Source organism: Mycobacterium sp. (assembly GCF_036273375.1).
In the GTDB taxonomy this organism is placed as follows: domain Bacteria; phylum Actinomycetota; class Actinomycetes; order Mycobacteriales; family Mycobacteriaceae; genus Mycobacterium.
In genome coordinates, this window is record NZ_DASUHS010000018.1 from 26,888 (window position 1) to 52,155 (window position 25,268).

Annotated in this window: 25 protein-coding genes; 9 read left to right on the plus strand and 16 right to left on the minus strand. The window is 68.1% G+C overall.

Going from position 1 to position 25,268, the window contains the following annotated elements:
* Positions 1-48: 48 nt before the first annotated feature.
* Entirely contained in the window at positions 49-921 is an 873-nt protein-coding gene (locus tag VFW69_RS02030; RefSeq protein WP_526497648.1) for a 1,4-dihydroxy-2-naphthoate polyprenyltransferase, read from the plus strand.
* Positions 922-1,017: 96 nt separating this feature from the next.
* The gene (gene fabH, locus VFW69_RS02035) at positions 1,018-2,025 is read left to right on the plus strand and encodes a beta-ketoacyl-ACP synthase III (protein WP_526497650.1); all 1,008 of its coding nucleotides are present in this window, start codon (positions 1,018-1,020) and stop codon (positions 2,023-2,025) included.
* Here fabH and VFW69_RS02040 read toward each other — a convergent pair.
* A complete protein-coding gene (locus tag VFW69_RS02040; protein ID WP_526497652.1) occupies positions 2,022-2,417 on the minus strand; it encodes a DUF4229 domain-containing protein in 396 nt (131 codons plus the stop codon). The genes fabH and VFW69_RS02040 overlap by 4 nt on opposite strands.
* 46 nt (positions 2,418-2,463) lie before the next feature.
* On the opposite strand from VFW69_RS02040, the gene VFW69_RS02045 reads away from it, so the two are divergent.
* Positions 2,464-2,625, plus strand: coding sequence for a hypothetical protein (locus tag VFW69_RS02045; protein ID WP_526497654.1), 162 nt, complete (start codon positions 2,464-2,466; stop codon positions 2,623-2,625).
* Positions 2,626-2,630: 5 nt separating this feature from the next.
* Here VFW69_RS02045 and VFW69_RS02050 read toward each other — a convergent pair whose 3' ends face one another.
* The 7 genes from VFW69_RS02050 to hemL form a co-directional block, all read right to left on the minus strand.
* Positions 2,631-3,947, minus strand: coding sequence for a MinD/ParA family ATP-binding protein (locus tag VFW69_RS02050; RefSeq protein WP_526497656.1), 1,317 nt, complete (start codon positions 3,945-3,947; stop codon positions 2,631-2,633).
* A 63-nt stretch (positions 3,948-4,010) separates the two neighbouring features.
* Positions 4,011-4,994, minus strand: coding sequence for a c-type cytochrome biogenesis protein CcsB (gene ccsB, locus VFW69_RS02055; protein WP_526497658.1), 984 nt, complete (start codon positions 4,992-4,994; stop codon positions 4,011-4,013).
* The gene (resB, locus tag VFW69_RS02060) at positions 4,991-6,622 is read right to left on the minus strand and encodes a cytochrome c biogenesis protein ResB (RefSeq protein WP_526497716.1); all 1,632 of its coding nucleotides are present in this window, start codon (positions 6,620-6,622) and stop codon (positions 4,991-4,993) included. Before resB ends, ccsB begins: the two co-directional genes overlap by 4 nt.
* A gap of 59 nt (positions 6,623-6,681) precedes the next feature.
* Positions 6,682-7,473, minus strand: coding sequence for a cytochrome c biogenesis CcdA family protein (locus VFW69_RS02065; RefSeq protein WP_526497660.1), 792 nt, complete (start codon positions 7,471-7,473; stop codon positions 6,682-6,684).
* Positions 7,474-7,489: 16 nt separating this feature from the next.
* The gene (locus tag VFW69_RS02070) at positions 7,490-8,107 is read right to left on the minus strand and encodes a TlpA disulfide reductase family protein (protein ID WP_526497662.1); all 618 of its coding nucleotides are present in this window, start codon (positions 8,105-8,107) and stop codon (positions 7,490-7,492) included.
* A gap of 20 nt (positions 8,108-8,127) precedes the next feature.
* Positions 8,128-8,736, minus strand: a complete 609-nt coding sequence (locus tag VFW69_RS02075; RefSeq protein ID WP_526497664.1) for a histidine phosphatase family protein — start codon at positions 8,734-8,736, stop codon at positions 8,128-8,130.
* Positions 8,736-10,085 carry a glutamate-1-semialdehyde 2,1-aminomutase gene (gene hemL / locus VFW69_RS02080; RefSeq protein ID WP_526497666.1) on the minus strand — a complete coding sequence of 450 codons (1,350 nt, stop codon included), beginning with the start codon at positions 10,083-10,085 and terminating at the stop codon, positions 8,736-8,738. Before hemL ends, VFW69_RS02075 begins: the two co-directional genes overlap by 1 nt.
* Positions 10,086-10,307: 222 nt before the next feature.
* Here hemL and VFW69_RS02085 point away from each other — a divergent pair, with 222 nt between their 5' ends.
* From VFW69_RS02085 to VFW69_RS02095, 3 genes are read left to right on the plus strand one after another with little or no spacing between them, the layout of a single operon-like run.
* A complete protein-coding gene (locus tag VFW69_RS02085; RefSeq protein ID WP_526497668.1) occupies positions 10,308-10,703 on the plus strand; it encodes a nitroreductase family deazaflavin-dependent oxidoreductase in 396 nt (131 codons plus the stop codon).
* 10 nt (positions 10,704-10,713) lie between these two features.
* Entirely contained in the window at positions 10,714-11,901 is a 1,188-nt protein-coding gene (locus VFW69_RS02090; protein WP_526497670.1) for an enolase C-terminal domain-like protein, read from the plus strand.
* Complete coding sequence (locus VFW69_RS02095; protein ID WP_526497672.1) at positions 11,898-12,815, plus strand: ketopantoate reductase family protein; 918 nt, start codon at positions 11,898-11,900, stop codon at positions 12,813-12,815. Before VFW69_RS02090 ends, VFW69_RS02095 begins: the two co-directional genes overlap by 4 nt.
* 129 nt (positions 12,816-12,944) lie before the next feature.
* On the opposite strand, the gene VFW69_RS02100 is transcribed toward VFW69_RS02095, so the two are convergent.
* The 3 genes from VFW69_RS02100 to VFW69_RS02110 are packed head-to-tail and all read right to left on the minus strand — an operon-like array spanning position 12,945 to position 16,936.
* Positions 12,945-14,375: an amino acid permease gene (locus VFW69_RS02100; protein WP_526497674.1), complete on the minus strand. Its 1,431-nt coding sequence runs from the start codon at positions 14,373-14,375 to the stop codon at positions 12,945-12,947.
* Positions 14,376-14,417: 42 nt separating this feature from the next.
* On the minus strand, positions 14,418-15,776 hold the full coding sequence (locus tag VFW69_RS02105) for an MFS transporter (protein ID WP_526497676.1): 1,359 nt from the start codon (positions 15,774-15,776) through the stop codon (positions 14,418-14,420).
* Between the two features lie 5 nt (positions 15,777-15,781).
* Complete coding sequence (locus VFW69_RS02110; protein WP_526497678.1) at positions 15,782-16,936, minus strand: LLM class flavin-dependent oxidoreductase; 1,155 nt, start codon at positions 16,934-16,936, stop codon at positions 15,782-15,784.
* A 437-nt stretch (positions 16,937-17,373) separates the two neighbouring features.
* Here VFW69_RS02110 and VFW69_RS02115 point away from each other — a divergent pair, with 437 nt between their 5' ends.
* The gene (locus VFW69_RS02115; protein WP_526497680.1) at positions 17,374-18,237 is read left to right on the plus strand and encodes an alpha/beta hydrolase; all 864 of its coding nucleotides are present in this window, start codon (positions 17,374-17,376) and stop codon (positions 18,235-18,237) included.
* 9 nt (positions 18,238-18,246) lie between these two features.
* On the plus strand, positions 18,247-20,412 hold the full coding sequence (locus VFW69_RS02120) for an SGNH hydrolase domain-containing protein (RefSeq protein WP_526497682.1): 2,166 nt from the start codon (positions 18,247-18,249) through the stop codon (positions 20,410-20,412).
* 255 nt (positions 20,413-20,667) lie between these two features.
* On the opposite strand, the gene VFW69_RS02125 is transcribed toward VFW69_RS02120, so the two are convergent.
* Together VFW69_RS02125 and VFW69_RS02130 are read right to left on the minus strand one after the other, a co-directional pair.
* Positions 20,668-21,354 (minus strand): Rv0518 family GDSL lipase, encoded by a 687-nt coding sequence (locus VFW69_RS02125; protein WP_526497684.1) that lies wholly within the window; start codon positions 21,352-21,354, stop codon positions 20,668-20,670.
* A 90-nt stretch (positions 21,355-21,444) separates the two neighbouring features.
* Positions 21,445-22,680: an acyltransferase family protein gene (locus VFW69_RS02130; protein WP_526497686.1), complete on the minus strand. Its 1,236-nt coding sequence runs from the start codon at positions 22,678-22,680 to the stop codon at positions 21,445-21,447.
* A 364-nt stretch (positions 22,681-23,044) separates the two neighbouring features.
* Here VFW69_RS02130 and VFW69_RS02135 point away from each other — a divergent pair, with 364 nt between their 5' ends.
* Positions 23,045-23,482: an STAS domain-containing protein gene (locus tag VFW69_RS02135; RefSeq protein WP_526497688.1), complete on the plus strand. Its 438-nt coding sequence runs from the start codon at positions 23,045-23,047 to the stop codon at positions 23,480-23,482.
* Here the strand turns inward: VFW69_RS02135 and VFW69_RS02140 are convergent.
* Genes VFW69_RS02140 through hemB form a run of 3 tightly spaced genes read right to left on the minus strand, consistent with a single transcriptional unit; the run spans position 23,466 to position 25,268 of the window.
* Complete coding sequence (locus VFW69_RS02140; protein ID WP_526497690.1) at positions 23,466-23,726, minus strand: hypothetical protein; 261 nt, start codon at positions 23,724-23,726, stop codon at positions 23,466-23,468. The two genes, VFW69_RS02135 and VFW69_RS02140, sit on opposite strands and share 17 nt — an antisense overlap.
* Entirely contained in the window at positions 23,723-24,274 is a 552-nt protein-coding gene (mce1N, locus tag VFW69_RS02145; RefSeq protein WP_526497692.1) for a transport-regulating membrane protein Mce1N, read from the minus strand. Before mce1N ends, VFW69_RS02140 begins: the two co-directional genes overlap by 4 nt.
* A gap of 13 nt (positions 24,275-24,287) precedes the next feature.
* Complete coding sequence (gene hemB / locus VFW69_RS02150; protein ID WP_526497694.1) at positions 24,288-25,268, minus strand: porphobilinogen synthase; 981 nt, start codon at positions 25,266-25,268, stop codon at positions 24,288-24,290.

Consider the following 25,268-nt stretch of genomic DNA (forward strand, 5'->3'; position numbering starts at 1 on the left):
GGTGCGGGGCCGGGGGATTGACGGCCCGCATCCTGGCAGGATGTTCGTGTGGCCAATTTCGGGCAGTGGATTTCCGGTGCGCGGCCGCGGACGTTGCCCAACGCGGTGGCGCCGGTTGTCGCGGGAACCGGTGCCGCGGCATGGCTGCACTCCGCGGTGTGGTGGAAGGCGCTGCTGGCGCTGGCCGTCGCGCTCGCGCTGACCATCGGCGTCAACTACGCCAACGACTACTCCGACGGCATCCGCGGCACCGACGACGACCGGGCCGGCCCGGTGCGCCTGGTCGGATCGCGGCTGGCGGCGCCGCGGGCGGTGCTGGCCGCCGCGGTCGCCAGCCTGACCATCGGCGCGCTCGCCGGGCTCGCGCTGGCGCTGTTCAGCGCGCCGTGGCTGATCGCGGTGGGAGCGGCCTGCATCGCGGGGGCGTGGCTGTACACCGGTGGGTCAAAGCCTTACGGCTACGCCGGTTTTGGTGAGATCGCAGTATTCGTGTTCTTCGGGCTCGTCGCCGTGCTGGGCACCCAGTACACCCAGGCGCTGCGCGTGGACTGGGTGGGCCTGCTACTGGCGGTGTCGATCGGGGCGTTGTCCTCCTCGGTGCTGGTGGCCAACAACCTGCGAGACATCCCGACCGATGCGCGCTCAAAAAAGATCACCCTGGCGGTGCGGCTGGGCGATGCCCGCACCCGGGTCCTGTACCAGGCGCTGTTGGGGACCGCCGGGGTGTTGACCCTGGTGCTCATGTTGGCGACACCGTGGTGCGCCGTCGGATTGGTGGCCACACCGCTGGCCCTGCGCGCGGCCGCCCCGGTGCGGTCCGGCCGCGGCGGTCAGGAGCTCATCCCGGTGCTGCGCGATACCGGGCTGGCGATGGTGGTCTGGGCGATCGCGGTGGCCGCGGCGCTGGCGCTGGCTACCTAAGCGCCTGGCGAGGGTATCTATAGTGCAGACAAAGCCCCCGAGGGCGGCCCCGCTGGGGTACTTTGGCGACTGCTGGGGCGATAGCGAAGGACCGCGATGAAGCAGATTGCCGCGACCAGCGGGCCCAAGAACGTCGGCTTACTCAGCGTCGGGTCGTACCGGCCGGAGCGGGTGGTGACCAACGACGAGCTCTGCGAGAACATCGACTCGTCCGATGAATGGATCTATTCCCGGACCGGCATCAAGACGCGCCGGTTCGCCGCCCGCGAGGAATCCGCCGCATCCATGGCGACCGAGGCCGGACAGGAGGCGATCGGCAAGGCCTCGCTCACCGCGGCCGACATCGACTGCGTGATCATCGCCACCAGCACACATTTTCTGCAGACGCCCGCCAGTGCCCCATCGGTAGCGGCTGCGTTGGGCGCCGTCGGCGTGCCCGCGTTCGATATCTCAGCCGGCTGTGCCGGCTTCGGCTACGCGCTCGGTGTGGCGGCCGACATGATTCGGGGCGGGACCGCAGCCAAGGTGCTGGTGGTCGGTTCGGAGAAGCTGTCCCCGACCGTGGACATGCAGGACCGCACCAACTGCTTCATTTTCGCCGACGGCGCCGCCGGGGTGGTGGTGGGCGAGACTCCGGACCAGGGCATCGGCCCGACCGTCTGGGGCAGTGACGGCGCGCAGGCCACGGCCATCCGCCAGGACATCGATTGGATCGACTACATGGACCGCCCCACGGGCCCCCGGCCGTTCCTGCGGCTCGAAGGCAGCGCGGTGTTCCGGTGGGCTGCATTCGAGATGGGCAAGGTCGGCCGCCAGGCCATGGACGCGGCGGGCGTTCGGTCCGACGAGATCGACGTGTTCCTGCCGCATCAGGCCAACAGCCGGATCAACGAGGTGCTGGCCAAGGGCCTCGAGCTGCGTCCGGATGCGGTCGTCGCCAACGACATCGAGCACACCGGGAACACCTCCGCGGCGTCCATCCCTCTGGCGATGGCCGAAGTGCTTGCGACCGGCGCGGCCAAGGCCGGCGACCTGGCCCTGCTGCTCGGCTATGGTGCCGGCCTGAGCTATGCCGCGCAGGTCGTGCGGCTGCCGAGCGGCTAACCGCGCCCGGTTACTGGGCCGCCACCCTCGTCGGGCGCGGCCTCCCCGTGCAGTCGGGCTTGCAGCAGTTCACGCTCGCGGCGGCGTCGTTCCCCGGCGATCGCGAGCGCGGCGGTGGCGCGGTGGCGCAGTGGGGCGAACACCAACATGCCGAGCGGCATCGCGATGATCAGGGCGAACAGCACCGCTACCACGATCGGGAACTGCGTGATGCCCGCCAAGCGTGCGACACCGTAGATCACGCCGGTGAGCACGGCCGCCAGCAGCACCCGCGCCGTCAGGTACGCCACCACGTGGACGGCGACGCGGCTTCCGTCGTGTTGCACCGTGCCCTCGTTCGCGGCGTGGTTCTCCGTGCTGCCGGTGCTGTCGTCGCTGGCTTCTTGTGACACAGGGTGAGCCTACGGCGCGGGTATATTCGCCCCAAGGAGGTGTTGTGTGCTCTACCTGCTGCTCGTCGTGATTCTGGGGACGCTGATCTACGTTGGCTGGCGCGCGGCACGGTCGCAGACCCACCGGCCGAAGACGCGCGTCATCGGACCCGACGACGATCCAGATTTCTTGCGGCGGTTGGGCCCTGGCGACAACAACCCGCGCTAACCGTGCTACCCCAGCACTCCCGGGTTGTGCTGGTCACCGGGGAACCCGTCGGCAACGATGGCGGCCAGCTCGGTGAGCGCTTCGCGCGTCCCGCGCCGTAGCCGGTCCAGGTCGATCTCGGCGCCCTCTTCCAGGTGCGGGTCGAAGGGCACCAGCTGCACCGCGCGGCAGCGCCGGGAGAAGTGCTCGATCACCTTGTTCATGTCGACCTTGCCCGGGCGAGGCTTGACCCCGTTGATGACCGCGATCGAATTGCGGACCAGGTCCTCGTGGCCGTGGGCGTCCAGCCAGTCCAGCGTCGCCGAGGCGCTGCGCGCGCCGTCGATGGACGCCGAACTGACCACGACGAGGGCGTCGGCCTTCTCCAGCACCGAACTCATCACCGAGTGCAGCAGTCCGGGTCCGCAGTCGGTGAGCACCAGGCCGTAGAACCGTTCCAGGATGTCCAGGATCCGCACGTAGTCGGCGGCCTCGAACGCGTCCGATATGGCCGGGTCCGTTTCGGATGCCAGCACCTCCAGGCCGCTCGGCCCCTTGGAGGTGTAGCGGCGTACGTCGCTGTAGCGCTCGATGGTTCCGGCGTCGTGCAGCAGCTGGCGCACCGTCGCGGCCGTCTCCAGCGGGATCTTCTGGCTCAACGTGCCGCGGTCGGGGTTGGCGTCCACGGCGACCACCCGGTCACCCCGGATGGAGGCGAAGGTGGCGCCCAGCGTCGCGGCCATCGTGGTCTTGCCGACGCCGCCCTTCAACGACAGGAAGGCCACCCGGTAGGACCCGCGCAGCGGCCGGTTCACCTGGGCGACCAGGTTGTTGTACCGGGTGGCCCGAGGGCTCTCGCCCAGGTTGATCAGCCCACCGGACAGCTTGAACAGCAGCAGCCGCCATCCGTCCGACGGCGGTGGCGCGACCGGCCGCAGCAACATGCCGGTGGACAGCTCCGGATACGGCGTGTGCGGCAGAGGCTCGGGCCGCTGCGGCGCTCCCTGAAACTGCGTGGGCGGCGCGTCCGGACCGGTGTAGTACGCGCCATACGCTGTCGGATCGACCCGCGGGATGCCGGTCACCGGCGTGGAATCCCAGGGCGGCATCCCACCCGGCCTGGGCGCCGTGGGCGGTGCGGCCTGCTGGCGTTCGGGACCGGGGACGCGGCGTTCGGTGCGGAACCCGGCGAAGGCGCGAGTCGGGGCTTCAGCACCCGAGCCACCCGGCTCGGCCTGGGGTTCGACGCCCTCCTGCTGGTTCGCCGCCGACGCTGTCTGTGGGGGTATCTGCGTGGTCGGTTGTTCGGGCGCCCCCACGCCCGCCGTTGGATGCTCGGTCACTGCACTCCCCTTTGTTGTGCGTTTTTCGGCGTGTTGTGCGTTATTCGGGCCGGTTGCCCGCCATCACCCGACGCCCGCATAAGAATGCAGGCCCACAGTGACCAGGTTAACGAAGAACAAATTGAAGACCATGGCCACAAACCCCGCGACATTGATCCAGGCGGCTTTCCTGTCCCGCCATCCCGCCGTCGACCTGGCGTGCAGGTACGCGGCGTAAATCACCCAGGCGACAAAGGACACAGTCTCTTTGGGATCCCAGCCCCAATATCTGCCCCAGGCCTCTTCGGCCCAGATGGCACCGAAGATGACGCCGAAACCGAACACCGGAAAAGCGAAAATCGTCGTTCGATAAGCGATGCGGTCCAGGGTCTGCGCGTCGGGTAACCGCTGTACCAGCCGGCTCAGCGCGCTGCGCTCGGTATGGTCGGGTTCTGCCAGCCCCGACGTGCGCAGCAGGAACAGGATGCTGGCGATGCCGGCGACCAGAAACACCCCCGAGCCCAGGCTGACCACCGACACATGGATGGGCAGCCAGTAGGACTGCAGTGCGGGCATCACCGGCGCGGCGTTGGTGTAGAGCCAGCGACCAGACACGGTGAGCAGGATCAACACCGGCAAGAGCAGAAATACCCACAGCGGGCGGTATTGCGGGCGGCGCAGCACGACCGCACCGGCGATCAAGCCGCACAGGCAGGTCAGGTTGATGAACTCGTACATGTTGCCCCACGGCACCCGCAGGGTGGCCAGGCCCCGCAGCACCAGGCAGGCGAGCAGCAGTCCGATGCCCAGGTACACGACGGACAGCCCGGCCCGGCCGGCGCGCTCGTCGATCGGGCGTTGGGCCGCCTCGTCCACCACGCCGGGGGTGACCGAGTCGGCGCTGACGGCACCGGCCAGCACCCGGGCGCGCTGATCCGCGCGACGCCCGCCGGCGTAGGCCAGCTCGAAAGCCAGCAACAGCAGCGCGATCACCAGGGCCACCACCGCCGACGTGAACGCCCAGTCGGAGTAGCGCGCCAGCTCGATGTTGACATGCACCGTATTCATTTGACGTCCACCTCAGAACTCCTCTTGGACGCTGCGGGTGTCGCGTCGCCGTCCGACGCGGTGGGTGGCCCGGCGCGAGCGACGCCGGAGTCGCCGAGGACCAGCCGCTCGGCCAGTCGCTCGAACTCGTCGCCCCAACCGGAATTGTCGGTGCGCGCGAGGCCGCCCAGTTCGACGTTCACCGTACCGGGGGACCCGCCGGCGTCGGGAGTCAGACGGACCCACACCCGGCGGCGGCGCACCAGCAGCGACACCACCAGACCGCCCATCATCGTGATCGCGAAGACCAGCACCCAGGTCTGGCCCGGGTCGTGCGAGACCTGCAGGTTGACGAAGGGGACGGCGCCGTCGAAGCGGATCACGGTGCCGGCGGCCGGGCCCTGGTCGATCCGGACCGATTGGCCCGCACGCAAATTGACCCGCTTCTCCTTCGTCAACCGGTGCTGCTCGATCAGGCGGGGATCCAGGGTGAACAGCGACTGGGGCCGCCCGGTGTCCAGTCCGGTGTCACCGCGATAGATGTCGACGGCCACCGCCGGGGCGTCCAACGCCGGGAACCGCGACGACAACAGCGTGCCCTCCAGCTGCTCTGTCGGTGCCAGCAGGCCCTGGATGGCGATCTCGTGGTTGCGGCGCTCCGCGGAGCTGGGGTAGCTGCCGGCGGGCGGATCGACGCGCACCACGCCCGACGACAGCAGGGTTTGCGGATTGTCGGGCCGCCACTGCACCGTCGCCGTGCGGATCTGTCCGTTCGGGAAGGTGACGCTGAAGGTGGGCGCGTAGCCGTGTCCCTGCAGGTAGACCCGGTCACCGCCGAGCCGCAGCGGGTGGTTGACCTCCAGCTGGTAGTGCCGCCAGCTGTTCGCGGTCAGATCCTGGCCGGACTGGTAGTCGATGTTCGCCGCGAACGACGTGGCCTGCCCCGACGGCAGATAGTGCGCCGCGAAGTCATCGACGCGGATGCACAGCGGGTGCAGCGCGGTGCCGTCGACGGTGTTGCCGGCCCGGAACGAGTCGAATGCGGCCGGCGAGGCCGAACAGAAGCCGGGGCCGCCGTCGGCGATGACGATGACGTTGCCCTCGTAGCCGAACAGCTTGCCGACGGCCACCGCGACCAGCAGGCCCAGCAGCGAGAAGTGGAAGACGATGTTGCCGAACTCGCGCAGGTAGCCCTTCTCGGCGGACACCTCCACCGCTTCGGGATCGGCGGACTCGGTGCCGTCCTGGTGTCGGATGGCGGTGCGCCACCCGCGCAGCCGTGCGGCAAGCGTGTTCGCCAGGGCGTTCAGCTCGTCGGTGCCGGCCTGGATCTGGTGACTGGCGTACTTGGGCAGCCGAGCCAGGTTGCGCGGCGCGGCCACCGGGGTGGACCGCAGGCTGCGGACGTGCTCGATCATCCGCGGGGTGAGGCAGCCGACCAGCGATACGAACAGCAGCACGTAGATGGCCGTGAACCAGAAGCTGGAGAACACGTTGAAGGCCTGCAACCGATCCAGCCACGGCCCGATCACCGGGTGTGCCTTCAGGTAGTCGTCGACCTTGCCGGCGTTGAGGCTGCGCTGCGGCAGCAACGCCCCAGGTATCGCCCCGAGCGCGAGCAGGAACAACAGCACCAGCGCGGTGCCCATCGAGGTCAGCGCGCGCCAGGTGTTTCGGCCCTTCTGCACAAGCCCTGCAAGGAGTTGCCTCAAATCGGCAACCTCACGTCGGACACGAACGCGTCGCGCAGCCACGAGATGAAGTCGTTCCACACCCCGGTGACCAGCAGCGCGCCGACCGTGACCAGCAGGATGCCGCCGAAGATCTGAATGGCCCGCGTGTGCCGGCGCAGCCAGCCCAGGCCCCCCACCGCGCCCGCCGAGCCGAACGCCAGCAGCACGAACGGGATGCCCAGGCCCAGGCAGTAAGCGATCACCAACACGGTTCCACGCGCCACGCTGGCGCCGTCGGTGGCCGAGGCGACGGTGATCACGCCGGCCAGCGTCGGCCCCAGACAGGGCGTCCAGCCCAAGGCGAACACCGCGCCCAGCACCGGCGCCCCGGCGACCGTGGTCAGCTGCCGTGGACTGAACCGGGCCTGGCGCTGCAGGGCGGGGATGAGGCCGACGAACACCAGACCCATGACGATGGTCAGCACTCCCCCGGCCCGTTGCAGCAGCAGCTGGTTGGTGATCAATGTCGTCGTCATGCCGAGGACGGCGACGGTGCCGAGCACGAACACGGTGGTGAACCCGGCGACGAACAACGCCGCCGATCCCGCGACGCGCCAGCGGGCGGACCTCGCGGGGCGCGCAAAGGCACGGTTCGCGCCTTCCGGCGGCTGCTCGTCGACGCCCACGACCGCGGCCAGATACGACAGGTAGCCGGGCACCAACGGCACCACGCACGGCGAGGCGAACGACACCAGTCCCGCGAGCAGGCACGCACCGAGGGCCACCAGAAGCGGTCCGGCGGCGGCTATCTGGGTGAATCCGGTCATCGCTGTCTCGAGCCCGTCACGGCGTTGCCTTGCCGGCCGGGGTCGGCGACGCCTCGCCGGCCAAGCGCTGCACCACTGGCTGCAGGTCGGTCGCCAGCAATTCGCGCAGGAAGACCGCCGCGACGCGGTGCTGGCGGTCCAGGACCAGCGTGGACGGGATCACGGTGGTGGGGTATTTGCCGCCGAGTGCGATCAGGGTGCGCATCGCCGGGTCGTAGATCGACGGGAATGTCACCTGGCGGTCGTTGACGAAGTCCAGCGCCGCCTGCCGGTTGTTGTCCCGGACGTCGATGCCGAGGAAGGACACCCCGGCGCCGCGGGTGGCGTCATACACCTGCTGCAGCTGGGTGACCTCGGCGCGGCACGGCCCACACCACTGCCCCCAGATGTTGATGACCACGACGCGGCCGGCGAAGATCGGGTCGTCCAGCGACAACGTGTGCGCGGCGTCAGCAAGGTCGGGTCCGGCCAGCGGGCCGGGGTGGCCGCGGCTGGACGGCGGGTCGTAGTAGATGTCGGTCTTGCCGCCGGGCGAGACGAATTCAAAGGTGCCACCCTGGGCGACGGCGTCGCGCCCCGACGAGCAGCCGGCGACCAGGCCGGGAAGCAGCGCCGCCAGCACGGCCCCGGCCATTGCCTGTCGTCCCCAGGTGCTCAACGCGCCGCCGGTTCGCAGTACTCGACGTCGACCAGCCGGTCGCCGTCGTAGACGAGGGTCGTCACCGACGCGAGCCCGCACTGCCGCCGCCGCGGGTCGTGCCACAGTCGCCGGCCGGTCACGTGCAGCCGCAGCGTCCACACCGGCAGTTGGTGGCTGACGCACACCACCTCGCGGCCGGCGCCGCGGGCGCGGGCCTTGTCTACCGCCGTCTGCATCCGGGCCGCGATCTCGGCGTACGGCTCACCCCAGGACGGCCGGAAAGGGTTGCGCAGCTGCCACCACACCCGCGGGTCGCGCCAGGCGCCGTCGCCCGGGCCGACCCGTTTGCCCTGGAAGAAGTTGGCCGATTCGATCAGATCCGGGTCGGTGTCCACGGCCAGGCCGTGCTTGGCGGCAATCGGCGCGGCGGTCTCCTGGGCCCGTTGCAGCGGCGAGGCGATCACCGCGACGATGTCACGGCCCGCCAGCGCCTCGGCCACCGCGGCCGCTTGCGCGCGGCCGTTGTCGGAGAGGTGAAATCCGGGCAGCCGCCCGTAGAGGATGCCGCTCGGGTTGTACACCTCGCCGTGCCGCACGACGTGCACCCGGGTGTGCTCGGCCATCAGGACTTCCCTTCCTCGGCTTGCGCGGCGGCTCTGGCCGCGGTGGGCAGGGCGTCGGCGATCCGGCCGAACGCGCCGTCGTCCAGCGCCGTCGAGACGAACCACGCCTCGAAGGCGCTGCACGGCGGGTAGACGCCCGCGTCCAGCAGCGCATGGAAGAACGGTGGGTAACGCCACGTCTGGGTGGCCCGCGCGGACGCGAAGTCGCTCACCGGGGTTTCGGAGAAGAACACGCTGAGCATATTCCCGGCGCGTGGAATCTGGTGCGCCACACCGGCATTCGTGAGCGCCTCGGAGAACAGACCGGCCAGGCGATCGGCGTTGGCGTCCAAAGTGGCGTAGGCGGCGGCGTCGGCGTTGCGCAGGGTGGCCAGCCCGGCGGCCATCGCCACCGGGTTACCCGACAGCGTGCCGGCCTGATACACCGGGCCCAGCGGCGCCAGCCGCTCCATCACGTCGGCCCGACCGCCGAACGCGGCGGCCGGCAGGCCGCCGCTCATCACCTTGCCGAAGGTGAACAGGTCGGCCTCGACGGGATCGATTCCGTACCAACCACTTCGGCTGACCCGGAAGCCGGTCATCACCTCGTCGATGATCAGCAGCGCGCCGTGCTCGGCGCTGATCGCGCGCAGCGCCGCGTTGTAGCCGGGCGCGGGCGGGACCACACCCATGTTGCCCGGGCTGGCCTCGGTGATCACCGCCGCGATCTGGTCGCCGAACCGGGCGAAGCTCTGTCGCACGGCGTCGATGTCGTTGTAGGGCAACACGATTGTGTCGGCGGCCGTCGCGCCGGTGACTCCCGGCGAGGACGGCAGGCCCAGGGTCGCCACCCCGGAGCCCGCGTCGGCGAGCAGCGCGTCGACATGACCGTGGTAGCAACCGGAGAACTTGATGACCTTGGCCCGACCGGTGAAGCCGCGGGCCAGCCGGACCGCGCTCATGGTGGCCTCGGTGCCGGAGTTGACCAGCCGGATCCGCTTGACTGGCGCGACCCGTCCGATCATCTCGGCGGCCAGCTCGCTCTCGGCCGGCGTGGGCGCCCCGAACGACAGGCCCGAAGCGGCGGCCTTTGCGACGGCCTCGACGACGGCAGGGTGCGCATGACCCAGGATCATCGGGCCCCACGAGCAGACCAGGTCCACGTAGCGGTTGCCGTCGGCGTCGGTCAGGCGGCATCCGCGCGCCTCGGTGATGAACGGCGGCGTCCCGCCCACCGCGCTGAAAGCGCGGACCGGAGAGTTCACGCCACCGGGAATGACGGCGCAGGCATCCTCGAACAACCGAGCCGACGCCGCCGTGGCCCGGGGCGCCCCGGTGGCGTGCGCGGTCGCCTGATCACTGCTTCCCATGACGACCAGTGTCCCAGCCCTCGCGGGCCATTCCACTACAGGGTGTAGCAGAACGTGCTATGAGGGGGCGGCGCGGTACCGGTGGCCGGGTTAACCGGCGTCGCCTCCTCGGCGCGCCGGGCGGCCTCGTCACCCGCTGCCTTCCCCATGAGACGACGGTAAACCGATTATTGCGGCGAAGCCGGGTTGTCCTTGCCCGGCGCCTGCGAGTTGGATAGCGGTATGCAACTCCCAGAAGGACTTGCCCGGTTCAACCGTCACGTCACCAACCCGATTCAGCGGATGTGGGCCGGTTGGCTCCCGCCGTTCGGGATCGTCGAGCATGTCGGGCGGCGCTCGGGCAAGCCGTACCGGACACCGGTGAGTGTGTTCAACATCGAAGTCGACGGCAAACCCGGGGTGGCCATCTTGCTGACCTATGGCCCCGACCGGGATTGGCTGAAGAACCTGAAGGCGGCGGGAGGTGGCCGGCTGCGCAGCAAGGGCAAGAGCTTCGGCATCGCCGATCCGCGCGTGGTCACCAAGGACGAGGCCGCGGCGCGCGTAACACGCAGGGTGCGAACGATTTTCGCGAGGTTGCCGTTCGAGCAAGCGGTAGTGCTCACGCGGACTTCCTGACGACCGGGTGATGCGGATCACGGCGATCGTCGAGCGGGCGGTCGCCCTGGCCGGCGGACGACGCGGCGGGCCCGCCAATGCGGTGGTCGATTTCTCCCACCACACGGTCTCGCTGGTCGCGGTGATCACCGACGTGATCCGGCACGGACGGCCCGTGGTGGGCGTGGCTTTCGATTCGATCGGGCGCTTCGCCCAGAGTGGAATCCTGCGCGACCGGATGATCCCACGGTTGCTGGCCACGTCCCCCGACGAACTGCTCGATCCGTCCGGATACATCGATCCCGCCGCGGTGTTGGCGTGTGCACTCATCGATGAGAAACCCGGCGGCCATGGCGACCGGGCCGCGGCGGCGGCCGCGCTGGAACTGGCCTGCTGGGACCTGAACGCGAAGCTGCGCGACGAGCCGGCCTGCGTGACCATCGCCCGCCACGCCGGACGAGACCCCGCACCGTCGGTGCCGGTGTACGCCGCCGGCGGCTACTACTACGCCGACGGCGGAGTCGATCGGCTGCGCGCGGAAATGCAGGGATATCTCGACGCGGGCTATGACGCGGTCAAGATGAAGATCGGCGGTGCCGTGCTGCGCGAGGACCTCGCGCGGATCGAGGCCGTTGTCGACATCGTCGGCGACGCGGGACGGGTCGCCGTCGACGCGAACGGCCGGTTCGACCGGTCCGAGGCCACCCACTGGGCGAGCGCGCTGGCCCCCTACGGCCTGCGCTGGTACGAAGAGCCGGGCGATCCCCTCGATTACGCGCTGAACCGGGCGGTGACCCAGTGCTACGACGGTGCTGTGGCCGCCGGGGAGAACCTGTTCTCGGTGCCGGACGTGACCAATCTGCTGCGCTACGGCGGAATGCGGCCCAATCATGATGTCTTCCAAATGGATCCGGGCCTGAGCTACGGGTTGAGCGAATACATCCGGATGCTCGACGTCATGGCGACGCATGGCTTTGATCGCCGCTTCGCCTTCCCACACGGCGGTCATCTGATCAACCTGCACGTCGCGGCTGGGCTGGGCCTGGGCGGATGCGAGGCTTATCCCGGCGTGTTCGCGCCGTTCGGCGGCTATTCCGACGCCTGCGCGCTCTCGGCTGGCCGGATCTCGCCGACCGACGCCGCGGGCTTCGGGCTCGAGCAGAAGGCCGGTCTGACCGAACTGATTGCCGAGATGACCGACGGGAGAGTGCGCGGATGAAGGTCGCCGTAATCGGTTGCGGTGCTATGGGTTCCATATATGCGGCCAGACTGGGCGCCGCGGGTAATGATGTGCTGGCCGTCGACCGCTACCAGGCCGGCATCGATCAGATCGCCCAACACGGGCTGCGGGTCACCGGTCCGGGCTACGACCAGGTGGTGCCGCTGCGGGCGAGCACCACCGCACCGAACGAGGCGATGGATCTGATCGTGCTCGCGGTGAAGGCGGCCGACGTGACAACCGGTGCGCAACAAGCTCTTTCGATGCTCGGTCCGGCCACACCGGTGCTGACCATCCAGAACGGCCTGGGATCGGCGGAGACGGTGGCCGGCATCGTCGGCGACGGGCGGGTCGCGGTCGGAATCGCCAGCGGATTCGGCGCCGCAACAGTGGCTCCCGGGCATGTCCGGCACAACGCCATGAAGGCGATGCGGTTCGGCGCCTACTCGTCGCTGCCGCTCGCCACGGTCGAATCGATCGCGCGGGCGTGGACAGCTGCCGGATTCGATGCGGCCGCGGTCACCGACATCGCCGCCATGCAGTGGGAGAAGCTCATCTGCAACGCCGCCTACAGCGCACCGTGCGCGCTGACCGGCATGACCGTCGGGCAGGTGATGGACGATCCGGAGATGGGGCCGGTCAGCCGGGCGGCCGCGACGGAGGCCTGGACCGTCGCGCGGGCGTCGGGCATCGCGGTTGCCGTCACCGATGCGGTCGAACACGTTCGCGCCTTCGGCGCGCAGATGCCCGACGCCAAACCGTCGGCGCTACTGGACCACGAGGCGCACCGGGTCAGCGAGGTCGACGTCATCAACGGCGCGGTCCCGCGTCAGGGCGCCCGGGTAGGTGTTGCGGCGCCGGTGAACGCGACCCTGACCGCGCTGATCAAGTCGATCGAACGGCGATGGAGCTGACCTGGGCGCAGCTTGATGGGTTCAGGGCGCTGGCGTGCCCCAAAAGTTCCGTGGCGCAGCGCAATCCGCGGCTTCTGCTGAGCGCTGGATCTTGCGTCACGCCTCAACCAACGACGCTGCGCGGTACCGCTAGCGCGTTTGAGAGGGACTCAGTCCTCCGACGCGGCCGCGCAATCGCGCGAAGAAGTAGAGGCCAATCACCACCGCCCAGGACAGCAGGCTGAGCCATAGTTGGCTGCGTGCCGTGTGGTCGAACGCCATTTGCACCAGCACGGCGGTGATTCCGGTCAGTGTGAGGATGGACAGCACCGGATAGAACCACATCTTCACCGTCAGCTTTTCCGCGGGTGTCCGGCGCCGCAAGATGATCTGCGACAGGGCGATCAACCAGTAGACGAACAGGATGATGGCGCCAGACGAGTTGAGCAGGAAGAGAAACACCGTGTTGGGAGCGACCCGGGCCATGATGACGCATCCGAACCCGACAGCCGACGAACACAAGATCGCGATGTGGGGAACGCCGCGCCCGCTCAGCTTGACCAACCGCGTTGGGGCCTCGCCGCGCTCGGCGAGCACGAACAACATGCGCGACGCGGTGTAGAGACCGGAGTTCAGGCAGGACAGCACCGCGGTCAGCACGACGGCGTTCATCACCTGGTCCGCACCGGAAAGCCCCATGTGTTTGAGCGCGGCCACGTACGGCGAGGCACCGAGGTCCACGGAATCCCAGGGCAACAGCACCACGAGCAGGAAGACGGAACCGACGAAGAAGATTGCGATGCGTGCCACGACCGATCGGGTGGCCTTTCGGACCGCGAGCTCGGGGTCGCGACTTTCCGCGGCGGCGACGGTGACGATCTCGGCGCCGACCATGGAGAAGATCACCACCACGATGGCGGCGAACACCGCACCCACGCCGTGGGGAAAGAACCCGCCGTGTGTGTACAGATTGGCCAGACCTCCGTGATGGCCCGGCACCAATCCCATGACGTACACCGTGCCCACGACCAGAAAGATCACGATCGTCGCGACTTTGATTCCGGCGAACCAGAATTCGAATTCGCCGAAGGACGACACCGAGAACAAGTTGGTCGCGGTCATCAACACCATCAGGCATAGCGACAGCAGCCATAGCGGCGCATGGAACCAGTAGTTGAGCACCTTCCCGCCGGCGACCGCCTCGAAGCCCACCACGATCACCCAGAAATACCAATACAGCCACGCGACCGAGAATCCCGCCCAGCCGCCCAGGGCCTTGGCCGCGTAGTCGGCGAACGATCCGGTCGACGGGTTCGCGGCGGCCATCTCGCCCAGCATCCGCATCACCAGGACGATGAGCAGACCGCAAAGGGCGTAGGTGAGGAACGCGGCCGGGCCGGTGTCTTTGATCACCACACCGGACCCGACGAACAGGCCGGCGCCGATCACGCCGCCGAGGGCGATCATGCTGAGCTGCCGCTGCGACAGTCCTTGGCGCAGTTGCCGATTGACACCGCCCTCCGGCGCGCGGGGACCGTCACCCGCAGAACCGGAACTCACCTGGCGTTGCGTGCGCCGCATGCCCGGACGCTATCGGGCTTCGCGGCGCGCAGCAACAACGACTTACAGGTAGAGGTCTCGATCGCGAATCAGCGCCGTGGCGATCACACTGATCACCGCAGTCGCAACCAGATACCCGCACGCCAGCCACGGCGCGCCGCCGAGTGCCGCGATCAGCGCGGTCAGGATCATCGGGGTGACCCCGGAGGCGTAGATACCCGAGACCTGGTAGACGAACGACAATCCTGTGTAGCGCGTGTTCGTGGGGTACAGCGCGGAGTACAGCGTGCCCTGTGCGCCGTAAAGCAGCGCATGCACCGCGCCGAACACGATGATCATCGCCAGCCCGAACCACACCAGATTCTTGGTGCCGAACAGGGCGAACGCCGGAAAGGTCGCCAGGCCGTAGCAGGCGATGCCGGCCAGGTACACCCGCCGCGCACCGAAGCGTTCGGTCAATCGTCCCGAAATCGGCAGCAGCACCGCCATCACCAGGGCGGCGATGGTCACCACCACCAAGACCGAAACCCGATTCAATCCCAGGGCGCCGGTGGCGTAGCTGATGGCGAAAACACCCCAGGTGTTGAACGCCGAGCCTTCGGCCCACCGCGACAGCAGGCCCAGCACGGTGTTGCGCCGGGAACGCGTCTCGCGGACGATGTCGCGGATCGGCACGATCGATGCGGCCTGCAGGCCTTGCAATTCGCGGAACGCCGGTGTCTCGTCGACCCGCAACCGGACCACGATGCCGATCACGACCAGCAGCAGGCTCAGCAGGAATCCGATGCGCCAGCCGTAGGAGAGGAACCGCGCCGGCCCCAGCACGACTTGCAGGAAGGCGAATATGCCGGTACCCAAGGCCAGTCCGAGCGCCAGACCGATCTGCGGAATCGCCCCGAAGCGGCCGCGCCGGTCGCCGGGGCTGTGTTCGACGGCCAGCAGCACCGCCCCGCCCCACTCACCGCCGAGCGCGAAACCCTGCAGCACGCGCAAGACCAGCAGCAGCACCGGCGCCCACGCCCCGATCTGCGCCGCCGTCGGCAACGTCCCGATCAGTGCCGTCGCGGCGCCCATGATGAGCATGGTCAACGCGAGGCTGCGTTTGCGACCGATCCGGTCGCCGATGTGGCCGAACACCAGGCCCCCGATGGGCCGCATGACAAACCCGACGGCGAAGGTCGCGAACGCCAATAGTGTTCCCACCAACGAACTCTCGTTGGGAAAGAACAGCTTGTTGAACACCAGGCCGGCCGCGGTGGCGTACAGGAAAAAGTCGTACCACTCGACCGTAGTGCCCAGCAGGCTCGCCGCGACGACAATGCGCAGCCGCCGGCGCTGCTGCTCGGTGGATTCGTCGACCGCGGCGGTTGCTCCGGTGGCGATCGCGGCGTCGGGCGCGGTCGCCGGAAAGGTTGCCGCCATGGCCGTCAGTGCGCCGAGGCGACCGCGAACGGCGTCGCCGCTGCCGGGTGCGACTGGCGATTGGGGTGTCGCCACAAACCCATCCGTTCGAGCAGCGGCAGGACGCCCTCACCAAACCAATAGGCCTCTTCCAGATGCGGATATCCCGACAGGATGAAGTGGCTGATGCCCAAATCGGCGTATTCGGCCAGCCGCTCGGCGACTTCGGCATGCGACCCGACCAGGGCGGTGCCGGCTCCCCCGCGCACCAGGCCCACCCCGGCCCACAGGTTGGGCGCGACCAGCAATTTGCTGCTGTTGCCGCCGTGCAGGTCCAGCATGCGGCGCTGGCCTTCGGATTCGCTGCGCGCCAGGCTGGCCTGCACTCGTTCGACGTCCGCCGGGTCGATCGCGGCCAGCAATCTGTCTGCCTCGGCCCACGCCTCGGCGGCCGTCTCGCGGCTGATGACGTGAATGCGCAAGCCGTACTGCAGGATACGGCCGGCAGGACTAGCTTGGCCGGCCAGCCCACGAATCCAGTCGAGCTTCTTGGCCACTGCAGTCAGCGGCTCGCCCCACGTGAGATACACATCGGAGTGCCTGGCCGCCACCGGTCCGGCGGATGCCGAGGACCCGCCGAAGAACACCGCCGGTATAGGGTCGGGTGGGTTGTTCAGCTGTGCGTCCTGCACCTGAATGTGTTCTCCGGCAAAGGTTACCGGCTCCTTGGAAGTCCACAGTTGGCGCACCACATGCAAGAACTCCGCGGTGCGCGCGTACCGCGCCTCCTTGTCCAGGAAATCCCCGTATGCGCGTTGCTCGTGCGGTTCGCCGCCGGTGACGACGTTGAGCAGCAGCCGCCCCTCCGAGTGCCGCTGGAAGGTGCCGGCCATCTGCGCGGCCAGGGTCGGACTCAGCATCCCGGGACGGAACGCGACCAAGAATTTCAGCGTCTCGGTCGATTCGACCAGCATCGCCGTCGTCAGCCACGCATCCTCACACCACAGTCCAGTGGGAGTGAGGACGGCGTCGAAACCGTTGTCCTCGGCGGCCGTGCAGATCTGGTGCAGATACTTCAGCGTGGCCGGCCGGTCACCGGACATCGCCGTGCCGTGCCCGCCCGCGACCAGATTCCGCGAATCGCCGTAGGTCGGCAGAAACCAATGAAACGCGAGACTCAATTCACAATCCTCTTTCGCTCCGCCTTCGCCTCCGTGTACAGACGCTCCATCCTTAACAAGTCGGCGTCGGCGAGCGAGGGTTGAAACCTGCGAGATTGCATCCCCCGGCGCAGCACCGGCATCGCCGCAGCACCCGGGGGCCGGGCGCGTCGAACCGCAACATCGAGGCATCGACTGGACGTCCGGCATGACCGCGTCTCCCGCTGTCCCAGAACGCAATACGATCGCAATGATTTGGGCGGCGGCAACCAGCGGAATTGGCGCTACGATGACCACGATCTGGTGCGATACCGCAACTCGGCGCCGGCATCGCCCGCGCCGGCGATGGATTGAAGGATCACCGCTTCGTGACCGAAAGGTCACGCCACATCACACAATGCTTCCAATACGGCGTGGCTCGGCGGGTAATCCCCGCTGCGCGCGGCATTATTGCGATCATGCCTGACCTCACACGCCGAGCGGTGCTCCGGATGGGCGCCGGTGCCAGCCTCGGAGCCGCCGGCGTGCTCACCTTCGGCTCGCTGCTGGCTCCGGCCGCTTCGCGCGCCGCGACTTTGCCGCAGGCTCCCGCGCCGTTCGAGCCGCCGACGGCGGGCAAGTCCCTGCCGACCCGGCTCACCGGCTCGTTCGTGTCGGCGGCGCGCGGGGGGATCAAGACCAACTATGTGATCGCCATGCCGCCGGGCCAGACCGGCGCGCTGCGCCCCGTGGTCGCACTGCACGGGGTGGACGGCGATGCCAACCAGATGCTCGACATGGGCGTCCCGGATGGGCTGGCCCAGCTGGTCAAGGAGGGCAAGCCACCGTTCGCGGTCGTCGGCGTCGACGGCGGCAACACCTATTGGCACAAAAGGACTTCCGGCGAGGACTCCGGTGCCATGGTGCTCGACGAGCTGCTGCCGATACTGTCCACCATGGGTTTCGACACCTCCCGGGTCGGTTTCATGGGGTGGTCGATGGGCGGATACGGCGCGCTTCGTCTGGGTGCCAAGCTGGGGCCGGCACGAACGGCCGGCATCTGCGCGATCAGCCCGGCGTTGTACACCTCGTATCCGCTGAGTGCGCCGGGGGCGTTCGACAGTAACGACGACTTCGTGCAGAACAGTGTACTGGGCCTGCCGGCGCTGAATTCTATTCCGCTGCGCGTGGATTGCGGCAACTTCGACCGCTTCTATTTCGCCACAAAGCAATTCGTCTATCAGTTGAAGACCCAGCCGGCGGGCAGCTTCTCCCTCGGCGGACACGACGTCGCCTACTGGCGCAGCCAACTGCCCGGTGAGCTTGCCTGGATGGCGACGTAGCCCACGCAGATGACACTTCGGGAGGAATCAGTCGCCAGCAGCCCACACCCACCTGGGCGGCGAACTTCCCGAAGGGGCTTCCGGCCCGACATCGAGGGACTGCGCGCCGTCGCGGTGATCGCGGTCGTGCTCTATCACGCGGGCATCCCGGGAATCACCGGCGGCTACATCGGTGTGGACGTCTTCTTCGTCATTTCCGGCTTCCTGATCACCGGGCTGCTCGTTCGCGAGGCGAGCACCACGAATACCGTTCGGCTGGGCCGGTTTTACGGAGCGCGCGCCCGCCGGCTGCTGCCGGCCGCGGCCATCGTCGGCACCATCACCGCGATCGGGGCGGCGGCGGTGCTGCCCCCGCTGCAGGCGCGCAGCGTTTTTCTCGACGGCTTCGCCAGCGCACTGTATGTCGGCAACTACCGGTTTGCGGTGCGCGGCACCGACTACCTGGCCTCCGACGCCCCGTCGCCCTTCCAGCACTACTGGTCGTTGGGCGTGGAAGAGCAGTTCTACCTGGTGTGGCCGGTGCTGATCATCGCCGTCGCCTGGTCGGTCCGCCGAGTGCAGCTGCTTCGCGGGGCCGCGACCCGCGCGACCCCGTACGCAGTGATTCTTGCGGTGGTCGCAGCCGCGTCGTTGACGGCGGGCGCCGTGTGGACCCGCACCTCGCCGTCGTGGGCGTTCTTCTCGCTGCCCACCCGCGCCTGGGAGCTGGCCGCCGGAGGGCTGGTGGCCCTGTCGCTCCAGCAGTGGCGCCGGCTGTCGTCGCGGACCGCGTCCATCGCCGGGTGGGGCGGTCTGGGCCTGATCCTGCTGACCTGCACCCAACTCGACTCCCACACTCCGTATCCCGGCACCGAGGCGCTGCTGCCGGTGCTGGGCACCGCGCTCATCATCGGCGGCGGCGCCGTCACCGGCGGGCTGGGGCCCGGTCGCCTGCTGTGTCGCCCGGCGACGCGCGCGATCGGCCGGATCTCCTACTCGTGGTACCTGTGGCACTGGCCGGTGCTGCTGCTGATGCCCGCGCTGCTCGGCGAGCCCGCAGGACTGCCGGCCAGTCTGAGCGCGACGGCCGTCTCCGCCGGCCTTGCGGTCATCACCCTGCATCTGGTGGAGAACCCGGGCCGCTTCGCCGCGGCGCTGCGCCGGTCGGCGAAAGTCAGCCTGGTCGTGGCGGGCGGCGCCAGTGCCGCCACCGCGTGCGCATGCATGTTGCTGCTCAACGTGATCCCGGCGCCGGTGGGCCATGGGGTGGCGGCTCCGCGCGCCAATATCATTGCGGCGTCCCCGACCAGCGTCCCCGCCGTCAGTCCCCAGGAAGCGGCGATTCGTCAGGCGTTCGATCAAGCGCGCGAGGCACTCGCGGTGGCGGTCCGGCTGCGAGCCGTCCCGTCGAACCTGGACCCGCCGCTGGCCAAGGCGCCCGCCGATAAGGCCGCCGTGTTCGTCAACGGCTGCGTACGCTCCTGGCGCGATGTCGGACAAAGCGAGTGCGCGACGGGCGACACCGCCTCGCCGACCACCGTCGCGCTGATCGGCGACTCGCACGCCGCCATGTGGAGCCCCGCCTTCGAGCAGCTCGCCGAGCAGCGGCACTGGCGACTGGAGACGCTGGCCAAGGTGACCTGCCCGCTGCAGGACCTGCACATCGTGAGCCCGTATCTGGGCCGCGAATACACCGAATGCGAACAGTGGCGCGCGCAGATCATGGGCCGGATGAACGCCGAACACCCACGCCTGATCGTGCTGGACATGAGCCGGCGCTACGGCGGAGACTTCGGCTTCACCTCCTACGACCCGGCATGGATCGACACCGTGGGCCGCACCGTGGCGCAGTTGCGCGGCACCGGCGCGAGCGTCCTCGTGCTGGGACCCGCTCCCGACCCGCATTCGTCCGCGCCGACCTGCCTGTCCGCCCACCTCGACGACGTAAGCGCCTGTACGCCAACGAAATCCGCGGCGGTGGACGGCGACGGGATCGCCGCTGAACAGGCGGCGACCCTCCGCAGCGGCGGCCACTACGCCGACCTCACCGACATGTTCTGCACCCCGGACCGCTGCCCGATCATCGTCGGCAACACCCTGGTGTTCCGCGACGACAACCATGTGACAACCGAGTACGCGCAGTTGGTGGCACCGCTGATGGGTGCGCTCGCGGACCGCGCCCTGGCAAACGGGTGACCGGCAATGAACTTCTCATGGCTGACCAACGTCAGATCAGTGAAGGGTTTTTGGAGGTTTTAGGTCATGTCCCCGCTGTTGTTGTTCTGCGTTGCAGTAGCCGCGCCGCTCGCCGGAATCGGCTTGCTCCACATGCAAGACCGCTTGGAGCGCTGGGACTACGAGCGACACGCGGACGACTGAGCCCGCAGGGTTTTCGCCAAATTCGCTGTGTCGCCGCGGGTTCAGCTTGCCCGGGAAGCCGCCCCTCCTGAATCAGGTCGACAGCTGCGTACGGATGAGCGGCGCGATCTTGTCCGCCATGTATTGATGCCCCGCGTCATTCGGATGCACCCCATCGGCACCGATCAGGTCGGGTCGGCCGACGAACCAGTGTTCGGTGATCGGGTCGATGAACGTTGCCCCTGCCGCCCCGGCCGCGCCGCCGAGGATGTCGCGAATCAACAACATCGACGGCGGCACATCGGCGGTCGGCCATGGCGGTCCGATCACCAGCAACCGCGCCGCGGGCGCAAGCCGGCGCGCCAGATCCAGAGCGGCGTGGGTCTTTACGGTCAGCGTCCCGGGATCGACACCCTGATCGTTGCGGGAGCCGAAGAACACCACGAGCGCATCGTCGGGCTGGACCGCCCTGCCGGTCAGATCCTCGAAGATACTGCCGTGATCACCAGGCGTGGCATAACCGGCTTTGCCTTCGGCCGCCACACTGCCCGAGATTCGCGAACCCCGCGACCCGAGCACCTGCCAGGCGCGCGACGGCCACGATCTCGATCCCAGCCCACCCTCGCTGGTTCCGGTGGTATACGAATCCCCCACCACGGCCACATGATTAAGCCGGAAGTCGAGCGTCAGAGTCGCGTAGGTGCGCACCTGCGCCGGGTATGCGATGCCTACGCCCGCCAGAAAACTCAACCCAATGAGAAAGGTGGCCAGACGACTCACTCTCACCTCCACTGTCAACGGCATCGTTGGGTGCCGCCGCGTCTTCATCAAGTATTCCCCGTGAGTCGCGGTCGGCCGCTGAGGCGGCCATCACACCGCGCGGGCCGAAACCGCTTCTAGCGGACGGTCGATCGGATGCAGCTTACTGGTCGACTCGCCGGGATCGCTTGTCGCGCTGACGGCTCTGACATCGACCATCTTGCGCATCCAACGGCGGGCGGGCTCTTCGACGCCGTGATACAGCAGCACCGAGACGACCACGGCAATCACGAGCAGGCCGATGACGTTCCATTTCCACGGGTTATCCAGGGTGGGGAGCTCGAATTGCTCCACGGCCCAGCCCCAGGCGGTGTGCACCAGCTCATGCACCATGTACAGGCAGAACGAGATCTTGCCGCCGTACACCATCACCCGGGTCGACAGGACCCGCGGCAGGCTCCCGAGCCCGATGGCCAGCGAAATCACCAGCGGAACGAACAACATGTCGACGACCCCGCCACTGTCGTTCTCCACCACTCCGGATATCGGGTGCGCGCCAAACCAATACAGCACGCCCACCATGGCGGCCAGGAGAAGCAGGGAGATGTATCCGGCGACGCGGCGGCCACGATCGCTCAGCCGCAGCCTGCGTACCGCGGCACAGGCCAGCGCACCCGCCGTGAACTGCGTGACGATTCGCGGCAGCCAACTCCACGGTGTATAGAAGTGGCCACTGGCGAGCAACATCACCACCGGCGGCAGCGATGCCGCGAATGCCAGGACCATCAGGCTGCGCGCCCTGGTCGCCTGTTTCATCCGTAACAGGACCAGCACCAGGACGGCGAAGAGCACATAGGCCAGCCATTCCGCGCTGATCGACCAGGCCGGCCCGTCCCAACTCGAGTCATCGAAGAAGGGCACGAACCACAACTGCATTAACAGGATTTGGCGCACGTAGCTGATCGCGGTGAGCTCGGCGGCATCCGGCGACGGCACATGACCGACGTGCAGGGTGAAGATCACCCACAGGGCGGCGAGGTGCAAGGTGACCAGGTACACCGGCCACACCCGGGCCAGCCGCAGCCACAGGAAATGCAGGGTCGCGCGGGTCGACCAGGACCGGCCCATGCGATCGAGATAGTTGTACGTCAGCACGAACCCGCTGAGGATGAAGAAGAGGTCGACGCCTTGGGCGCCGCAATTGAGCACCGGCGCCAGGGCGTCGCGGAAATCGGTCGACACATCGCCGAGCATCGGCCGGAAGTGAAACAGCACCACCCAGAGCGCGGCGACGATACGGAGTCCCGTCAGGGCCGTGATCTCGCCCCTGATCTCTCCGCCCCGCACGCTGCTCTTCCCGTCGAATCCTGCTGTTTGGTTCTCCCGCTACTGCGACTGAGTGGGAAATCTCGCCAATTCCAAGCGCCACGACCAGCAACCGGCAGCCTTGGCAGCCTAGCAGCGCAATCACCGGCATGCGGGGACGGTCGTGGTGTGGCACACGGGGTTCCCGGGTAATCCCATTGCTCGATATCCCGCTGGGCATTTGCTCAGCGGGGTATCCCGGTGGGCTCACAAGTGTTTCTTAGCAAAGCGTTAGACGCGGCTTCCGGTCCCCTTATGCTTGGGGCCTAGCGTCGTAGACGATCTTTGGTGAGCGTTCGAGCGTCACCGAGGATAGCGCGAGCGCCACGGAGAGTGAGGGGTCTGCATGACGATCGCAGGCAGCCAGACTGGCCACGACAACTGCGTGTTTGACTGCGAGGGCGCACAGGTCCGGGCGCACCACCGCCACCTGGCGACGGTCGTGCACATCCGCGGCGAAATAAATGACGTGAATGTCGACCGCGTTAGCGATCACATTGCGCGTTTCACGCTCGGAGAAAACCCTGTGGTGCTCGACGTGGCGGACGTCAGCGGCTTTGCTGAGACCGGTATTTCGCTCCTGTACGCGTTCGACGCCGATTGTCGCGCCGCGGGGGTGGATTGGACCCTGGTCGCCAGCTCAGCACTGACCCAGGTGCTGGATGACACCGGTCATGACAGCTTTCCGATCATGCGCTCGGTCCACGAGGCTCTGCAGGATCGGGCGGATGCCATCATGCTCCGCCGCCGGATGGCGCTGCCGCTGGTCAGGAAGACGTTGTAGCTCGCGTGCGCGCGCGCCGCAGCCTGGCAATCCCGGTGACGGCCAGCACCCCGGCGCTCGTCAACAACACCAGCGTAAGCAGTAACAGCTGCGGGTCGTAAGTCAGCGATGTGGTGGAAGGCTGACCGTTCGCGATGGGTGCCACGGTCACCGTGTGATGCGAGTGCCACCAGCTCGGTCCCGAACAGATGAGCGCGGCGCAGGCCAGGCCGAGCTCGAGCATCGCGCGGTAGCGGGCGTTCATTGGGCCGCCCCGGTGTCGTCGTCCAGGTCTCCGTCGATGACGTCGGATCGGGTGGGCTCCACCCGCTCCTGGACCAGTGGGGTCAGCGCCGCCCGCAGCTGACGATGACGACGCGCCCAGGCCTGGGCCGTACGCTGGCCGGTGAGTTTGAGACCGATGCCGACGCGCCCGCGCGGCACGCCGACCAGTTCGCCCAGCGCTCGGGACGACTGCCACCTCGCCAGGTCTTTGCCGGAGGCTTCGTGGTTGTCGGGCTCGGGATACACCCCGACGATTTCGCGGACCAGAATCGTCTCGGTGCCCTGGCGCAGGGCGTCTTCGGTGAGCTCGACAGAGACGTGGATCCGCGCGGCCTTCACCTGTATCCCCAGGAACGTCGATACGAGCACCAGGAAGATCGCGGGCACCACCAGCGACACCGGGGCACCGCTCCAAATTTCGATCAAGACCATGGCCACCGCCGCGGCCGGGCCGCACGCCAACCACCACCAGCTGGCGCCGGGTTCGTAGAACAACGGCTTGGGCGCAGTGTCGCTGTCGGTAGTCATCGCAAGCCCCATCTCACGAGAGCCACCCTGCCGCATCCGCGGCCCAATAGGTGAGAACGATATCGGCTCCGGCGCGCCGGATGCTGGTCAGCGACTCCAACGCCGCGGCGCGCTCGTCGATCCAATTGTTCGCGGCCGCAGCGCATATCATCGCGTACTCCCCCGACACTTGATAGGCGGCAACGGGAACAGGCGAAACGTTTGCCGCGGCCGCGACCACGTCGAGATAACTCATGGCCGGCTTGATCATCACGATGTCGGCACCCTCGTCAAGATCGAGCTCGATCTCGCGCAGCGCCTCCCGGGCGTTGCCCGCCTCCTGCTGATAGGTGCGCCGGTCGCCGGAAAGGCTGGAACCGACCGCCTCACGAAACGGGCCGTAGAACACCGAGGCGAACTTGGCCGCGTAGGCCAGAATCGCCACGTCGGTGAAGCCTGCGGCGTCCAATCCGTCGCGAATCGCGCCCACCTGTCCATCCATCATGCCGCTCGGCCCCACCACGTGAGCGCCCGATTCAGCTTGCGCCACAGCGAGTTCCACGTAGCGCGCCACGGTGGCGTCGTTGTCGACCCGGCCCCGGTCGTCGAGGACGCCGCAGTGTCCGTGGTCGGTGAACTCGTCCAGGCAGGTGTCGGCCATCAATACGGTGGCCTCGCCTAGGTCCTTGGCCAAGTCCCGCAGGGCGACATTGAGGATGCCATCGGGATCGGTCCCGGTCGACCCGATCGAATCCTTGTCCTCATCACGGGGCACGCCGAACAGCATCAGCCCGCCCACCCCCGCGGCGAGGGCACTGGCGGCCGCGCTGCGCAACGAATCGCGGGTGTGCTGCACCACGCCCGGCATGGAAGTGATCGGCCTTGGTTCGTCGATGCCGTCGGCGACGAACATCGGCAGCACCAAATGCCTTGGTTCCAAAGATGTTTGCGCCACCAGACGGCGCAATGCCGGGGTGGCGCGAAGCCGACGCGGGCGCTGCCGCGGGTAGGCCAC

Coding starts and splice junctions, on each gene's coding strand:
- ccsB (WP_526497658.1), bottom strand. CDS start 4,994: ATGAATACGGTGCATGTCAACATCGAGCTGGCGCGCTACTCCGACTGG.
- VFW69_RS02070 (WP_526497662.1), bottom strand. CDS start 8,107: ATGGCCGGGGCCGTGCTGGCGGCGCTGCTTCCCGGCCTGGTCGCCGGC.
- fabH (WP_526497650.1), top strand. CDS start 1,018: ATGAAGCAGATTGCCGCGACCAGCGGGCCCAAGAACGTCGGCTTACTC.
- VFW69_RS02090 (WP_526497670.1), top strand. CDS start 10,714: ATGCGGATCACGGCGATCGTCGAGCGGGCGGTCGCCCTGGCCGGCGGA.
- VFW69_RS02120 (WP_526497682.1), top strand. CDS start 18,247: ATGACACTTCGGGAGGAATCAGTCGCCAGCAGCCCACACCCACCTGGG.
- hemL (WP_526497666.1), bottom strand. CDS start 10,085: ATGGGAAGCAGTGATCAGGCGACCGCGCACGCCACCGGGGCGCCCCGG.
- VFW69_RS02085 (WP_526497668.1), top strand. CDS start 10,308: ATGCAACTCCCAGAAGGACTTGCCCGGTTCAACCGTCACGTCACCAAC.
- VFW69_RS02100 (WP_526497674.1), bottom strand. CDS start 14,375: ATGCGGCGCACGCAACGCCAGGTGAGTTCCGGTTCTGCGGGTGACGGT.
- VFW69_RS02135 (WP_526497688.1), top strand. CDS start 23,045: ATGACGATCGCAGGCAGCCAGACTGGCCACGACAACTGCGTGTTTGAC.
- mce1N (WP_526497692.1), bottom strand. CDS start 24,274: ATGACTACCGACAGCGACACTGCGCCCAAGCCGTTGTTCTACGAACCC.
- VFW69_RS02105 (WP_526497676.1), bottom strand. CDS start 15,776: ATGGCGGCAACCTTTCCGGCGACCGCGCCCGACGCCGCGATCGCCACC.
- VFW69_RS02095 (WP_526497672.1), top strand. CDS start 11,898: ATGAAGGTCGCCGTAATCGGTTGCGGTGCTATGGGTTCCATATATGCG.
- resB (WP_526497716.1), bottom strand. CDS start 6,622: ATGGGCACCGCGCTGGTGCTGTTGTTCCTGCTCGCGCTCGGGGCGATA.
- VFW69_RS02075 (WP_526497664.1), bottom strand. CDS start 8,736: ATGGCCGAGCACACCCGGGTGCACGTCGTGCGGCACGGCGAGGTGTAC.
- VFW69_RS02065 (WP_526497660.1), bottom strand. CDS start 7,473: ATGACCGGATTCACCCAGATAGCCGCCGCCGGACCGCTTCTGGTGGCC.
- VFW69_RS02140 (WP_526497690.1), bottom strand. CDS start 23,726: ATGAACGCCCGCTACCGCGCGATGCTCGAGCTCGGCCTGGCCTGCGCC.
- VFW69_RS02115 (WP_526497680.1), top strand. CDS start 17,374: ATGCCTGACCTCACACGCCGAGCGGTGCTCCGGATGGGCGCCGGTGCC.